This window comes from Psychrobacter sp. LV10R520-6 (genome assembly GCF_900182925.1).
Taxonomy (GTDB): Bacteria; Pseudomonadota; Gammaproteobacteria; order Pseudomonadales; family Moraxellaceae; genus Psychrobacter.
In genome coordinates, this window is the sequence record NZ_LT900024.1 from 3,061,214 (window position 1) to 3,075,344 (window position 14,131).

Annotated in this window: 11 protein-coding genes and 3 tRNA genes; 11 read left to right on the top strand and 3 right to left on the bottom strand. The window is 44.0% G+C overall.

Features of this window, described 5'->3' with window-relative positions:
• The first annotated feature begins 35 nt into the window (after positions 1–35).
• From U1P77_RS12860 to U1P77_RS12905, 10 genes are all read left to right on the top strand, one after another.
• Positions 36–1,571, top strand: coding sequence for an McrC family protein (locus tag U1P77_RS12860; protein ID WP_321155352.1), 1,536 nt, complete (start codon positions 36–38; stop codon positions 1,569–1,571).
• Positions 1,572–1,980: 409 nt separating this feature from the next.
• Positions 1,981–2,057 (top strand) — tRNA-Pro (locus tag U1P77_RS12865).
• A gap of 108 nt (positions 2,058–2,165) precedes the next feature.
• A tRNA-Arg gene (locus U1P77_RS12870) sits at positions 2,166–2,242 on the top strand.
• A gap of 40 nt (positions 2,243–2,282) precedes the next feature.
• Positions 2,283–2,358, top strand: a tRNA-His gene (locus tag U1P77_RS12875).
• Positions 2,359–2,915: 557 nt separating this feature from the next.
• The gene (locus U1P77_RS12880; protein ID WP_321155353.1) at positions 2,916–4,043 is read left to right on the top strand and encodes a hypothetical protein; all 1,128 of its coding nucleotides are present in this window, start codon (positions 2,916–2,918) and stop codon (positions 4,041–4,043) included.
• 96 nt (positions 4,044–4,139) lie between these two features.
• On the top strand, positions 4,140–5,342 hold the full coding sequence (gspF, locus tag U1P77_RS12885) for a type II secretion system inner membrane protein GspF (protein ID WP_321155354.1): 1,203 nt from the start codon (positions 4,140–4,142) through the stop codon (positions 5,340–5,342).
• Between the two features lie 720 nt (positions 5,343–6,062).
• Positions 6,063–6,545 carry a type II secretion system major pseudopilin GspG gene (gene gspG, locus U1P77_RS12890; RefSeq protein ID WP_321155355.1) on the top strand — a complete coding sequence of 161 codons (483 nt, stop codon included), beginning with the start codon at positions 6,063–6,065 and terminating at the stop codon, positions 6,543–6,545.
• Between the two features lie 334 nt (positions 6,546–6,879).
• Entirely contained in the window at positions 6,880–7,449 is a 570-nt protein-coding gene (locus tag U1P77_RS12895) for a protein-disulfide reductase DsbD domain-containing protein (RefSeq protein WP_321155356.1), read from the top strand.
• Positions 7,450–7,508: 59 nt separating this feature from the next.
• A complete protein-coding gene (locus U1P77_RS12900; RefSeq protein WP_321155357.1) occupies positions 7,509–9,731 on the top strand; it encodes a cytochrome c biogenesis protein CcdA in 2,223 nt (740 codons plus the stop codon).
• Positions 9,732–9,824: 93 nt separating this feature from the next.
• Positions 9,825–10,343: a DUF3465 domain-containing protein gene (locus tag U1P77_RS12905; RefSeq protein WP_321155358.1), complete on the top strand. Its 519-nt coding sequence runs from the start codon at positions 9,825–9,827 to the stop codon at positions 10,341–10,343.
• Between the two features lie 122 nt (positions 10,344–10,465).
• Here the strand turns inward: U1P77_RS12905 and U1P77_RS12910 are convergent, their stop codons facing one another.
• From U1P77_RS12910 to U1P77_RS12920, 3 genes are read right to left on the bottom strand one after another with little or no spacing between them, the layout of a single operon-like run.
• Positions 10,466–11,620, bottom strand: a complete 1,155-nt coding sequence (locus U1P77_RS12910; protein ID WP_321154353.1) for an RNA-guided endonuclease InsQ/TnpB family protein — start codon at positions 11,618–11,620, stop codon at positions 10,466–10,468.
• The gene (locus U1P77_RS12915) at positions 11,617–12,228 is read right to left on the bottom strand and encodes an IS607 family transposase (protein ID WP_321155359.1); all 612 of its coding nucleotides are present in this window, start codon (positions 12,226–12,228) and stop codon (positions 11,617–11,619) included. Before U1P77_RS12915 ends, U1P77_RS12910 begins: the two co-directional genes overlap by 4 nt.
• Before the next feature lie 60 nt (positions 12,229–12,288).
• Positions 12,289–12,459 (bottom strand): hypothetical protein, encoded by a 171-nt coding sequence (locus tag U1P77_RS12920; RefSeq protein ID WP_321155360.1) that lies wholly within the window; start codon positions 12,457–12,459, stop codon positions 12,289–12,291.
• Positions 12,460–12,682: 223 nt separating this feature from the next.
• On the opposite strand from U1P77_RS12920, the gene U1P77_RS12925 reads away from it, so the two are divergent.
• The gene (locus U1P77_RS12925; protein WP_321155361.1) at positions 12,683–14,113 is read left to right on the top strand and encodes a phospholipase A; all 1,431 of its coding nucleotides are present in this window, start codon (positions 12,683–12,685) and stop codon (positions 14,111–14,113) included.
• The last annotated feature ends 18 nt before the right edge of the window (positions 14,114–14,131 follow it).

Genomic DNA, 14,131 nt, shown 5'->3' on the forward strand with positions numbered 1-14,131 from the left:
ACCATACCGCAAGTAATCCTAGGTTAGGTGCAGCTATGTCAGCAAAGCCTGATAGTTCAATCATCACCGTATTTGAGCATCAGCGTTTAACGGCTCATGACTTTGTGCCAGCATCTGATTTTACTTGGTTGCTGGCGCAAGAGTTCGCGCTATTTACTATTAAACGTCGGCGCGGGCAGTGGCAACTCAAAGTTGGCCATTATATTGGCATTATTTTACTGCCTAGTGGTATGACCCTAGAGATATTACCAAAGCCTATCGCAGAAGAGCAGTCAAGTCGTACACAGCAACCACGCCAGCATAGCGATGTTATACAAACGCGTCAGTGGGTACAGCGCATGCTGTCTGATTTGACGAATGCCAGTAATAACACCAACAGCAAGCTGCCCAGCGCTAAAAACTTAGGTCAATTGAGTGATGATTTAGCGCCCTTACCGATACCAGCACCGCCATTGTCAGAGTGGTTAGTCACGCAGTTTTTACAGCGTCTGTCCGGTTATCAGCCTACTAAGCATTATCAAGAGCAAATTCATAACCAATCATCGCTACAAGGTAAGCTACTCATTAAAGAGCAATTGCGGCGTAATAGCACGCAACCGCATAAGTTTGTGTGTGAGACCAGTCAGTTGAGCCAAGACATGCTAAGCAATCGATTGATTAGAAGCGCCTTGCTGCTAGTCGAATCAATGGTGAATAGTCAGCTAAAGTATGGACAAGTCAGTCGTGCTGATCGAGCCAACAATAAAAATGGCTATGATAGCCATCATATACAAGCAGCTACCTTATTCTCTATAGCCTTATCACCGTGGCGACAGATTGCAGCTCTAAGTCATCATGAACGGCGTAAATTAGAGTTGCTATATGGTCAAGCAAAGCGTCAGCTCAATGTCCAGCCGTTAAGTCAGCAGCAATTACAGGCAGCACAGCGATTATTAGACTTGGCTTATTGGTTATTGCGGCAATCAAGCGCAGACACAGGTAGCGCTCTCAGACCTCAAACGTTACCTATACAGACCACAACTCAGCCGCGTTTGTGCTTATTGATTGATATGAATCAAGCTTTTGAACAGTGGGCAAGCCAGTGTATAGCAAGGATGTTTAATCAAATTGATCCTAGTTATCAGCCATTATACCAACCGCAAAAAGTGTGGCTAAGCGATAACGCCGGGCAAGCTTGCTTGTCTGTTCGGCCCGATTTATTAATTTATCGGCCTGCTGCTCACAATGCTACAGCCGATAGCGCGCGTATTCATGATCGCGTTTATAGCCATGTTATTGATATTAAATGGAAGCATTTGTCTCATTCAGGTGCTATTAGCGCCAGTGATGCTTATCAGTTGACCAGCTATGCGCAGGCTTATCAGGCAGAACACAGCTGGCTGGTCTATCCAGTAATAGATGATACTCGGCAACCGCTAGCGCTAAGCCAACAAGTTCTTTTCGATAACGATGCTGCTGCTGGTGACGATGACAGCGATGGTCCAAGTCACGCTAAGCTATGGCTCATGCCGTTTAATGTCTTGACCGGAATGCTCAACGGTTGGCCGCCACAAGGTTTAGATAGTGAATAACGATTATCGCTAAATAAAATTTTTCGTTGAATGAAAGCTATAGTTGAGCCACTTTAAACCGAACACAGTATGGCTGGGAGAAATTTTCGAAGCCTCGAAAAGTGACGCAGTCACACAGCAAGCTAGAAAAATTTCTGCCAGTTATACGAAACCATGTGTGTCTCTACTTTATTTAGTACTGACTATATCATTAAATGAAACTAGTTTTGAATGAGAACTCTCCTGCTAAAACAGCCATTCACGAGGTTAGATAAAAATTAGGCAAGTTCATTAAATTAATTGAAAATAGGTGTTGACACAAGAGGCGTTACCCTTTAATATATGCACCTCGATAGCGAGGAACATTAACCAGTTAGCGGCATTGCCAACAACCAGTTAATCAACACCTTATCGTGATAATAGAGTACATCGGAGTGTGGCGCAGTTTGGTAGCGCATCTGGTTTGGGACCAGAGGGTCGTAGGTTCGAATCCTATCACTCCGACCATCTATTTTAAGAGCCTTACAGGCTTTTTTTTATGTATAATGGTTTAGTTTGTGATACTTTAGACTTTGTATTATAAATACTGCTTGAATATGTAAAAAGCCCTTAAGAGCGCCTGTAGCTCAGCTGGATAGAGCATCTCCCTTCTAAGGAGGTGGCCGCAGGTTCGAATCCTGCCAGGCGCACCATTTAGCCTGCAAATCTTGCCTGTTCTTGGCAATAGTTATGGCGGTTGTAGCTCAGTTGGTAGAGCCCCGGGTTGTGATCTCGGTGGTCGTGGGTTCGAGTCCCATCAGTCGCCCCATATTTTATTCCGCATTATCCTTTATCTGTAATATCTCCTAATACCTACTAATCGCTGCCTTTTAATTAAAAAATTATTATAAACAATAGCGCTTGCCATTTTTGGCATTTTTTTGTGTCTGCGTTTTAGTAACTGCCTAATAAAAAAATGAAGCTTCCTTTGAGTAACAATCTGTTAGGATGTGTCCAGCGTATCTTTAATCTTGATTTCTTCATCACTCTTGTTAATAACCACTTTCTAATACAGTTAATCCAATCTGTAAACGGCACAACGTTACTGGGCTACTGGTATGAATTTTTTGCAGCATCGAAACACGCTGGCGAACCGCACGCCAGAAAAATTTATACCAGTAGTACGTTGCTATAAATGACTCTCTTTTATTTTGCATCGACTATAGTATTTTGTTGCCAACCAACTTTTGACTCTTGCAAAGCTGACAATGTGCTTGGGTTCAGGTACTATATAACAGTGAGTTACCTAGGCATGGTAGTTGTTTGTTTTTACCGCAATACCGTGTCATTTGAGTGACGTTTATTTTTTGCTGGTGATGGTACGTTATGACTCAACCAACCTTTGAACCAACCAATCCAACTGCAAAGCCGAGTGGCCAACAAGGCCATTCTGCGTCTGCCGTAGATAAAAGCGATTTTGAAAAAAATCAGCTCAGTCCAAAAAATAAGCATGATGACCAGCAACTGAACCGTTTACCTATGATGCCTGACAAAGCGGCGTTGTTAGCGCTATTCACTTTGCCGTCTTTAGAGAAGCGGTCTTCTGAAATGGCGTTGATTGAGCAGCCATCTACGAATAATCCTTCTGCTCAAACATCTGCTAACCCTCAATTACCTGCCAATCCTCCATTATCTGCTAATAAAAGTCTGGATACTGATACCAGCGAGACTAATGTCGCAACCCAGCGGGTGGCACTTTACCGCGCTCAGCATCAGCGTACTCGGCTATTATATCTAGCGTCTGCCAATACACGCCCGACTTATTTGGTGCAAACGCTTAAAACCCAGTTCGTGGAATATCAGCACTATCTGCTAGCGCAGCAGCTCGATAAGCGTGGACTGCTCGATACCGAACCGTTAGAGCGGCTATGGCAACAGCTGCATGTGGTTGATGATATTATCGCTGACATTGTGAGTCATATGCCCGCCCAGCAGCCAGCAGGTTGGCAGCTAACCACTCAAGATGGCCATAATCCGCTACGCTTTCCTACTATTGGCAAGCTTAAACATCCTAAACCTATCCAAGATCAAGCCAGTCTCAATAGCTATGTGCTCGGTCATTTTGGCGTCAGTAGCTTTACTTATGACCGTGGTTATTATATCGGTCATGTGGTCGGCTATTTATTCAGCTGTTATTTTTGTGCGCATCTGTCTATCAGCTATGGCGTCACCGCGCTTGGTGAGCAAGTAGTTGGCGATTATGATTATGCCAGTCTTGAGACTCCGCATATGGTCAGGCTGCTACAGGGTCTTGACGGTTATTGTAAAAAACGTATCTATCAGCTGGCCGTCATTTGTGCCCGTCTCAGTGTCTATGCGAGTGATAAGCGTATCGAAAAAATGTTGATCGCTGAGGTCAATGACTTCGATAAAAAATTGCAACAACAGCATTTAGATGTGTTGTTATTACAAGGCATGATGCCCGATAGTAGCGATTCTACCCCGCTTTTCTAAGCGCACCATTCTATTTATTCTTACTACACTTAGTACCACTATACTTAATAATACCCATACTCTTTACTGTTTGACCGCCTTAGGAAATCTGCTGCTATGCCCGCTTATCATTATAAAGCGCTCGATGACCATGGCAGTGTCCAAAAAGGCCTACTTGAAGGGGATTCTGCGCGGCAAGTGCGCCAGCAGTTGCGTGATAAGGACTGGACGCCAGTCGAGGTCAACCCGGTCAGTGATAAGAACGGCCGACAGCGTAGCCGCTATAAAAAACCTTCTGCTTATGAGCTAGCACTATTAACCCGTCAGCTTTCAGTATTGCTGGCTGCCGGTATTCCTCTTGAGGAAACCCTAGCGGCAGTGGCCAAACAATCGCCAAAAACCCATATCAAGTCCCTCATGCTTGCCGTGCGCTCGCATGTCCTAGAAGGCCTAAGCTTGGCGCGCGCCTTACAGCAAGCCACCAGTTTTCCGCCGTTATATATCGCCACTATTGCGGCTGGCGAAAAGTCTGGTCATCTCGATCTGATTTTAAATCAGCTGGCCGATTACACCGAAAATCGCTTTGCCTTACAAAAGAAAATCCAAGGTGCGATGGTTTATCCTATCGTGTTGATGGTAATGGCGATAAGCGTCATTATGGGACTGATGAGCTTTGTGGTGCCCAAAATCGTCAAAGTATTTGAGCAATCTGAACAAGCGCTACCGCTGATTACTCAAATAGTACTGTCGTTATCAAATATAATTACCCAGTGGTGGTGGCTAATGCTATTGGTATTAGCAGGCACAGCACTTTTATTTTACCGCTTTGCGCAAACGCAGGCGGGCAAGCTGACCATAGACAGTATCGTGCTTAAGTTGCCGATATTGGCACGGTTATCGAAAGGTCTCAATGCTGCGCGCTTTGCCAGTACCCTTGCGATATTGGTACGCTCAGGCGTGCCGCTGATTGAGGCGCTACATATCGGCGCTGCGGTCACCACTAACTTGCATATCCAAAAAACCATCATTCATGCTGCTGATAGGGTCACTGAAGGGGGAAGTCTATCGAGCCAGTTAGAGAAGTCACCATACTTTCCACCAATGATGGTACAAATGATCAAAAGTGGGGAAAACTCAGGCGAGCTTGAAAATATGCTAAGCCGCGCGGCCAACATGCAAGAAGCAGAAGCGACCAACTTTATCAGCACTTTGCTATCGTTACTGGAACCTTTGATGTTGGTTTTGATGGGCGTGGTAGTTATGATTATCGTGATGGCGGTTATGCTGCCGATTGTTAATATGAACGATTTGGCAGGCTAGCGCTGTTTTACCAACGCATGCTTTTTCACCAAGGTATGCTTTGAATTTTTGCTAGTATAGTCAGTTCAAAATAAAACGGATACACACATGGTTTTGGGTAACTGGCAAAAATTTTTCTAGCTTGCTGTGTGACTACGTCACTCCAGAGGCTTCGAAAATTTCTTCCAGCTATCCTGTGTCTGTTTTAAAGCGGCTTAGCTATAGTCTCTTATCTTGTTATGTAGGCCGTTCGCTTGCGTTCCCACAAAAGCCCACTCATCTTTCCTTGTTTTACCTGCTGTTGTATATTGTTGTCAAACCGCTAATTTTACTACGGGTCACTTAACAGTTGGGTTATAGTAGCCGTCGTTGGAAGTACCTGTTATTAAAAGCAATAGGTATTAAAAGCAGTCAGTATCGGGAATAGTGTTTGCTTAACGTCCTTGCTCTTTAATAATCAATTATCGCAAGTTAATAACCAATGAGTAATACAGTAACAACAATAGGGTAGCGCGCGGCTATTAAACTATAGCGCTAGGATTTTGTTTGAGATTATTTAAAGACAGTTTAGACGGTAATAATTAGATAGCAATAATCTGTTTGCAATGGTAGATAAATGCAAAATCATGGTCTATAGTGATAATCATTTAAGCGCTAGTATTTGCCTTTGAGCGCTAGCATCTAACAGTGACGACAGCCCTTATGACTATGAACATTCAAACTAAATTAAATGTTATAAAAATGTGCAATGTAAACAGGACGACGCTAAACGCTTCTACCAGCAGTCGCCAAACGCCAATATATGGACGTCAAAATCAATCCGGATTTACCCTTATTGAAATTATGGTAGTGATTGTGATTTTAGCTATCCTTGCCGGTTTAGTAGTGCCAAAAGTGGTCGGACAAAGTGACAAAGCACGGGTAAAAACCACGGAGACCGCGCTGGCTACGGTATCCAATACGCTTGATATGTATAAAATAGATAACTCGCGTTATCCCACGACCGCGCAAGGTTTAGAGGCGCTTACTACACCTCCCGCCGATGCCAGAAATTATCCTGAAGGCGGTTATATTAAAGGCGGCTATCCGACCGATGGTTGGGAAAACGAGATGCAATATGTGGCACCTGGTAGTGAAAGTCGTCCTTATGATTTATTTTCTCTCGGGGCTGATAATCAGCAAGGCGGCGAAGGTCAAGATGCCGATATTTATGCTCAGTTGTAACGATGACAACTGATAGCCAGAACATATAGTAAGAACTTATAGCAAGGTAATGGTATCACCATAAAAATGGATGACATGCCTCGGTAACGGACCACTATCAACCAATAAGATTTTATTGGTTGATATTTTTTTATCAGTATCTCGCCGGCATAAGCCTATATGTTGAGTCAATTTTTTAGACAGTATACTTGTGTGGTAAATATAAAACCTTACCCAGACAAATTCGCGATATCAGTAGTAACAGGGTCATTTATAGCAATAAGCCTGCTCGTAACAATTAGATTATCAGTAGCAAGGCTTGGTTTTAAATATTAGCAATTAAAGGTAGTTATCTATGTCAGTTAAGACGCCAACATCGAAATCAGTCGCAATAACAAAACGCGCCTCTAAAAAATCTTATGCGCTGGCGTTTGTTATCGGCAGTACCTCGTTGATGATGGGATTAGCAGTAACTTCTGTGACTGCTCAGGCAGCCAGTCTAGGTGATTTGTTTGGTAACAATAATGCGGCGAAATCTAAATTCTTGCCCGTCGATGAAGCCTTTCAAGTTAGCAGCAGTACTAAAGCTACGGCTAAGGGCACGCGTTTATCGATCGCTTTCGATATCACGCCCGGTCATTACGTCTATAAAGATCAGCTTACTTTAAGTTTCCCTAAGGGAGTGAGCGCAACCCCGTTTACTTTTAATCAGTCGCCGGTCTCAATTAATGATCCAACTTTTGGTCAGGTACCTGTATTTACGCAAAAAAGCATAGTAGCAACCACGACTTTGACTACCAATAATGGTAAAGGAGCGAAGAATGCACCGATTGTTATTGATTGGCAAGGCTGTGCAAAAGCAGGATTATGCTATCCACCAGAGAAGAGCAAAACCACAGTTGATATTTCTGTGAAACGCAAATAAATATTGAATAGATCGATTTCGAATATCAGTAATAAGTAGTAATAAATAGGTAGCCCTTCATGTCCATTCAGACAGCAGAAAGCATCCCATCACTAAAAACGCCATCGTCAACCGCAAATAGTCCTGCAAAAAAGTCTTATTTATTGGCTTTTGCTATTGCTGGTAGCTCGTTGCTTACAGGACTGACAGCTACGTCAATGACGGCGCAAGCGGCAGGATTGGGCGATCTATTTAGTAATGATCAAAGCGCTGCGCAGTCGAAGTTTTTGCCAGTGGATAAAGCTTTTCAAGTCAGTAGTAGCAGCAAACCTGTTACTGCCGGTACGCGCTTATCAATTAACTTCGACATCACGCCTGAGCACTATGTCTATAGAGATCAAATTAAGCTGACCTTGCCTACTGGCGTGACCGCTGGGCCTTTTAGCTTTAGTCAGTCGCCTAAGTCAATTGATGATCCAACATATGGAAAGGTAGCCGTCTTTGATCAAGTCAATATGGTAGCGACCACCACGCTGACCAATAGTCGCGGCAAAGGTGTAGATAATGCGGCTATTGTTATTGGTTGGCAAGGTTGTGCGTATGCAGGCCTATGCTATCCACCTGAAAAGATTAAAACCACCGTCAATATTGCTGCGGCATCGCAACAGTCTACGGTAAGTAGCGCCAGTACTGCTGCCAAAGAGTCCGCAACTAAAGATAATCTTGCGAATAATGCCCAAGAAAATCTCGATACTATGAATGGAGCTGTAGCTGCAAGTGCTACAACGATATCAGAAAATTTAAATGCAACTGATGCTAATAGCCTTACGCCTGAAGTAGGGGAGGCGTTGATAGATGACGATGTTATTGATTATGCCTTAATAGAGGACAGTTCTTTAGAGGGTAGTGCCACCAATACGATTTCTGGGGCAGATGGAAGGGTATTAGGCGACTCTACAAACAGTGCCAGTGCCAATACCAATGACAGTGCTATTGCTAATAACTTAGTAGAAAGTGACCCATTTGGCTTGGCCTCTCATCCTTGGTTGGCGTTAGGCTTGTTGTTTTTAGCCGGTCTGGGCTTAGCGCTGACCCCGTGCGTACTACCGATGTTGCCTATTGTTGCTAACATTGTCGCTCGTGAAAAAAACCCAACCGTCAAAAGAGGGGTTATCTTAACCACTAGTTATGCGATAGGTGTCGCTACTGCTTATGGTATTTTGGGGGCATTGATTGCGGTATTTGGTGAATCGCTAGGTATCATCGGCTGGCTACAAAATCCGATTATTTTAATCAGCTTTGCCATCGTGTTTGTGCTGTTGGCGCTCTATATGCTGGGTGTGTTTAGTATCCGCTTGCCGCGAGCGATCAGTAGTAAAATGCAAGGTTTGAGTCAAGCAGGCGACAGCAAGCTTGGTAGTACGGGCGGCAGCTTAGTGGCTGGGTTTTTATCTGCGCTAGTGGTGTCACCTTGTGTGTCCGCGCCATTATTTGGCGCCTTGCTTGCGGTCTCGACTATCGGTAGTCCGCTGCTGGGCTTTGTCGCTTTATTTATGCTCGGCTTTGGCTTATCCGCGCCGCTTATTTTAATTGGTGCGACCCAAGGCAAGATTATTCCGAAAGCGGGCGAGTGGATGAACTGGGTCAAGCAAGGTTTTGCCTTACTATTATTTGCAGTCGCTTTATTACTCATTGAGCGTGTGTTTATCTCACCGGTGATACTGCTAGTATGGGCGCTATGGTTTATGGTCGTTGCGACATGGGCGTGGAGCTGGCTAGGCAAAGGCCGGATGCTGACTCAAGCGCTTGGTCTGGTGGCTGGTATTTGGGCGGCTTGTTTGATCATTGGCGCGGCATTGGGTAATGATGACAGTCTACACCCGCTAGCGTCATTAAGCGCGACACCGATGTCTATCCAATCTATAGGTGGTCAATCTATGGGTGGTCAGCTGGCAGGTAATAATAATGCAACAGAGAAGACCGTCACGACGTTAGCAGAGTTGGATGCTATTACTGCCGCCAACCCTAAAGTCATCGTTGATGTCACCGCCGAGTGGTGTATTGAGTGCCGTATTATGGATAAAAACTTATTCCACAGTCGTCCGGCGCAAATGCAAGGGTGGCAGTTGGTCAAGCTTGATATCACAGAAACCACGGCGGACTCTAAAGCGATCTTATCGCGCTATAAACTATTTGGCCCGCCAGCGCTACTATATTATCAAGACGGTCAACTGGTCAGTCAACAGGTTGGTGAAATCGGTCGCCAAGAGTTTGAGCAAACGTTGACTGCACTTAATAAATAACCCAAAATCAATCGTTGTTAATTTTAAATACCAGTCAGCGCTGCTAAGCAACAGTCGCTGGCTTGTTTGCTTTTACCACCCTGACTCTATGATATGTATAGAAAAACCGACTCTATTGCTATGAACATTCCTAAACTCTCCAATACGGTTATAAATCAAACTCAGCACTTAGCCATAAGCTTACTTGCGGGTATAGTCTTACTCAGCGGCTGCCAACCTAGCGATTCTTTATATATTGACGAGCAGAATAACAGTCAATTCAATAGTGATACTAATGCATGCCAGAATGATACGATAATAAGCGCTTTTAAAGCCAAACAATCGGACCGTCAGGTCAAAGGCTGCGCGACTGTCATTAAAGTCTTGCCTGACGATGATAAAGGCAGCCGCCACCAAAAAATACTGGTCGAGCTTGATGGTGTCAGCCCCAAGCAGACCTTACTATTGGTACACAATATTGACTTAGCGCCGCGCGTGGCTGACGTGTCGAGAGGCACAGCACTGAGTTTTTATGGGGAGTACGTTTATAATGATAAAGGAGGACTGGTCCACTGGACACATCATGACCGTTCCAAAAATATTACTCAAATCTCACTAACTATATCTAACTAGCTAGATTTAAAATTTTCTTTCTGCTTCAATGCCATGCGCTACCTCTCGTTTGAGACTTAGACTGACTACGACTCCACAGACTTTTTTAATTGGCGATGGAACTCACCGACCAATGAGCGGGGTTATGCGACTGTTAAAATAACAGTCGCGTTATTTAAAATATTGATACTGGCGTTGAGATCGCGGTCATGTTTGGACTGACACTCAGGACACGTCCATTCGCGCATCTTTAGTGTTAATTCATCTTTGCCAAGGATGTGATTGCAGTTTGAGCAAGTCTTTGAGCTTGGGTAAAAACGACCGACTGACTTCACAACCTTGCCTTGCTCATTGGCTTTATAGATAAGCTGACGCTTAAATTCAAAGAAACCCAAATCACTAATGGCGCGTGACAGCTTTCTATTTTTAACCATGCCTTTGACATTAAGACTTTCAATCGCAATCACATCAAACTCTCTGACCAAGCTAGAGGTTATTTTGTGCAACGAATCCTGCCTGATACCTCTGATCTTATAATGCAAACGAGAGAGCTTGGTTTTCGCCTTTTCTCTGTTTTTACTGCCTTTTTTAGTGCGACTCAGGTTTTTATTGAGTGTTCTTAATTTGCTTAAATATTTAGCTAAGGGCTTAGGTGCTTTAATTTTGGTGCCGTCTGATAAAACTAATAAATCGGTAATACCAAGGTCGATACCAACGCTTTTACCTGTCTTGATAATCTTTTTAACCCTGTGGTCTAAATCAACTGCAACGCTGACAAACCATTTCCCGCCGCGCTTAGAGATGGTGGCCGCCATTATTTTACCGTCAAACCGTAAAGCCTCTTTCATGCGCACCCAGCCTAAATTAGGGATGCGAATGGATTTACCTTTAATGGCAAATTGGTCGTTAGAGAGACTGAATCTATCGTCTTTACCACGCTTGCGCGTGACGGGGTATTCAGCCAGCCCTTTAAAGAAGTTGTTATAAGCATCGCCCAGTTGCATGATTGCGGCTTGCGGGGCACATTTTGTCACTTCCGTCATCCACGGGAATAGCTCACGTTTAATGGCGTTCAATTCGCGTCTGAGCTTGGCTTGTGAGGGTCTGTTTAGATTTTTGGAATCAATCTCAATACCAGCCAATAAACAGGCGTCACGGTAGGCCTTGTCCTCTCTATATTGACGTTGCCACTCATGCAAGGCCCAGTTGTAAGCTTTCCGCGCCACACCGCAAGCACGGGCAAAATGGTTCGCCTGTACGTTGTTTGGTTTGAGTTCGATGATATGACCACGGATCATAATACTTGTTTAACCGCCTCTATTAGTTTTTGATTTTTCTTGCTGCGAGAACCGTAGAGCCTCGCTGAAAATACAGTGATAATCTCTAATACATCTTGGGCTAATTCTTGCTCAAAACTAAGTTCCTCGCCTTGATTGATAATGACCACCTTAACATCACGCGCCTCACATAGCATAAACACCAATTCAGCACCAAAGCGTAAAAGTCTGTCTTTGTGGGTGATTACCAGTCGCTCGACTTTGTTGTCAAGAATGTCGTCAAGCAGGGTTTTTAAGCCTTTCTTCTTATAGTTCATACCACTACCAAAATCGGTGATTGTCTCGAAACACCAACCTTGTTTGGCACAATAAAGTTCCAAAACCTGCGCTTGGCGCTGCAAGTCATCTTTTTGGTCACGACTTGAAACACGAGCATAAGCAATGGTTTTTCGGTCTAATTTTGGTGGTGTATTTAAAGGGTGTGGTCTTACTTCATTTAACTCATAACGTCTGTGACCATTTTCGGTTCTTTTGGCGACTAACGTACCATCTTCATCCCAACGTCTTAATGTCGATTGAGCAACCCCAAAATGCTTGGCCGCCTCCCCAATACTAACCAGTTTTCCCATAACCCTATCTCTTTATTGTTTTTTAATTTACTTATTATAGATATAAATGATTAGAATTGGTTATATTTTAGGTAACTGTTCGTAACCCTGCGGCGCGCCATCAAGGCGGCTGGATTGATAGCAATGGCGTGCGCTATCAATAGCGACCCTGATACTAATACTGATATAAACACCTACACTGATATAAACACCCACACCAAGCATTTGGTTTAACAGTACCTTTATGCTCATTTGTACTTGCATTAAGCACCGATAACGCTAGTATAATGCGTATGTTTTCATTACAATAAACTAACACTACTAGAGCGGCTATACTAACCAGTCATCGCCGCTTTCAATATCTTTATTTCTGTTATTTTGTAGCTTAGCGGTTATTTTAGCGGTTACGTCAATTATCAACTCAGTTACTTCAGATACTCTGCCGGCTACAATGCCAGTAAGATAAAGGACCTCTATGTTTGACCCCCTTATTTCTCAGCGTCAGGTACAGCGTAACAGCGAATCATATCAACGCCATAGCCCTAAACAAACCTGTCGCCAAACCATGCCGACTCACTTGAGTATTGCTGTGGGTATCGCCTTGAGTTGTACGGCGCTACAAGTACAAGCTGCCAACGAAGGTCAGATTTACAATGAGCTGCCTGTGACAGATGCGGCAATTGAGTATAAAGGTGATGAATCTCCGCAGGTTGTTTATGAACGTTCAAGCAACCCTAGCGTAGACCTTGATCGTAGTAAGTTACCCAGTAAAGCCTTTATCGCCCAGGAAACGCGACTGTTTTTTGAATGTACACAGGTGCAAACCAGTGCGGCGCGTTTGGCCTGCTTTGATAAAGTGGCAGAACAAGGCGAAATACCAAGTTATACCACCACCAAGCAACCTTTAGATCTAGCAAAAACCTTTCAAAAAACCATCTCAGGTAACCCACAAGTGGTACTCGCAGAGAATGTGACCGCTTTTGATGCGAATACGGTTGAAAAAGAGGCTCTACTGGTAAACAACAATGACGCGCAGATATTAAACGAAGTAGGCGTCACTCAAAATGATATCGAAAAATACTCGTCGCTCAGTCTTGCCTACGATCTGGATCAAAACAGTGAGCGTGGTACATGGACCATCAGACCTCATAATCCAAACTACGTATTGCCATTATTCTATACCGCTGATCCCAATCTAAGTCCAAGTACACCGTCACAAGACCAAGACCAAGACCAAGTCAATTTTACGTCTAATGATATACGTCAAGCTGAACTAAAATTTCAGCTGTCGCTAAAGAGTAAAGTTGCTGAGGATCTCTTTGATACCAATGCTGATTTGTGGTTTGGCTATACTCAGCAATCGCACTGGCAGGTCTATAACGAAGACAATTCAAGACCATTTCGCGCCACTGACTATCAGCCGGAGGTCTTTTTGACCCAACCGGTTACCGCCAATCTGCCTTTTGGTGGACGTTTGCGGATGTTAGGGGTAGGGGCAGTGCATCATTCCAATGGCCGGTCTGAGTCGCTGTCACGCTCATGGAACCGTGTTTATTTGATGGGCGGTGCTGAATGGGGTAAGTTCTCGATTGTACCGCGCGTGTGGGCACGAGTAGATGGTGGCGGCAGTAACGACGATAACCCAGATATTGAAGATTTTATGGGTTATGGTGATATCAAGTTCTTGTATGACTTGCCTGATCAAAAAAGCATTAGCGGTACCTTGCGCTATAATGCCAAAACTAACAAAGGCGCAGCGCAAATTGACTACGTCTTTCCGTTAACAGAGAGCGTTAATGGCTATGTACAGCTGTTTCAAGGTTATGGCGAGTCTCTCATTGATTATAACTATGAGAACACAGCGGTTGGTGTTGGTATCGTGCTGAACGATTGGAAAGGGTTTTAGTTTGCGATTGGTCAATAC

Excerpts from the sequence above, each read along its gene's own strand:
- U1P77_RS12860 (WP_321155352.1), top strand. The coding sequence starts at position 36 with ATGTCAGCAAAGCCTGATAGTTCAATCATCACCGTATTTGAGCATCAG.
- U1P77_RS12880 (WP_321155353.1), top strand. The coding sequence starts at position 2,916 with ATGACTCAACCAACCTTTGAACCAACCAATCCAACTGCAAAGCCGAGT.
- gspF (WP_321155354.1), top strand. The coding sequence starts at position 4,140 with ATGCCCGCTTATCATTATAAAGCGCTCGATGACCATGGCAGTGTCCAA.
- gspG (WP_321155355.1), top strand. The coding sequence starts at position 6,063 with ATGTGCAATGTAAACAGGACGACGCTAAACGCTTCTACCAGCAGTCGC.
- U1P77_RS12895 (WP_321155356.1), top strand. The coding sequence starts at position 6,880 with ATGTCAGTTAAGACGCCAACATCGAAATCAGTCGCAATAACAAAACGC.
- U1P77_RS12900 (WP_321155357.1), top strand. The coding sequence starts at position 7,509 with ATGTCCATTCAGACAGCAGAAAGCATCCCATCACTAAAAACGCCATCG.
- U1P77_RS12905 (WP_321155358.1), top strand. The coding sequence starts at position 9,825 with ATGTATAGAAAAACCGACTCTATTGCTATGAACATTCCTAAACTCTCC.
- U1P77_RS12910 (WP_321154353.1), bottom strand. The coding sequence starts at position 11,620 with ATGATCCGTGGTCATATCATCGAACTCAAACCAAACAACGTACAGGCG.
- U1P77_RS12915 (WP_321155359.1), bottom strand. The coding sequence starts at position 12,228 with ATGGGAAAACTGGTTAGTATTGGGGAGGCGGCCAAGCATTTTGGGGTT.
- U1P77_RS12920 (WP_321155360.1), bottom strand. The coding sequence starts at position 12,459 with ATGAGCATAAAGGTACTGTTAAACCAAATGCTTGGTGTGGGTGTTTAT.
- U1P77_RS12925 (WP_321155361.1), top strand. The coding sequence starts at position 12,683 with ATGTTTGACCCCCTTATTTCTCAGCGTCAGGTACAGCGTAACAGCGAA.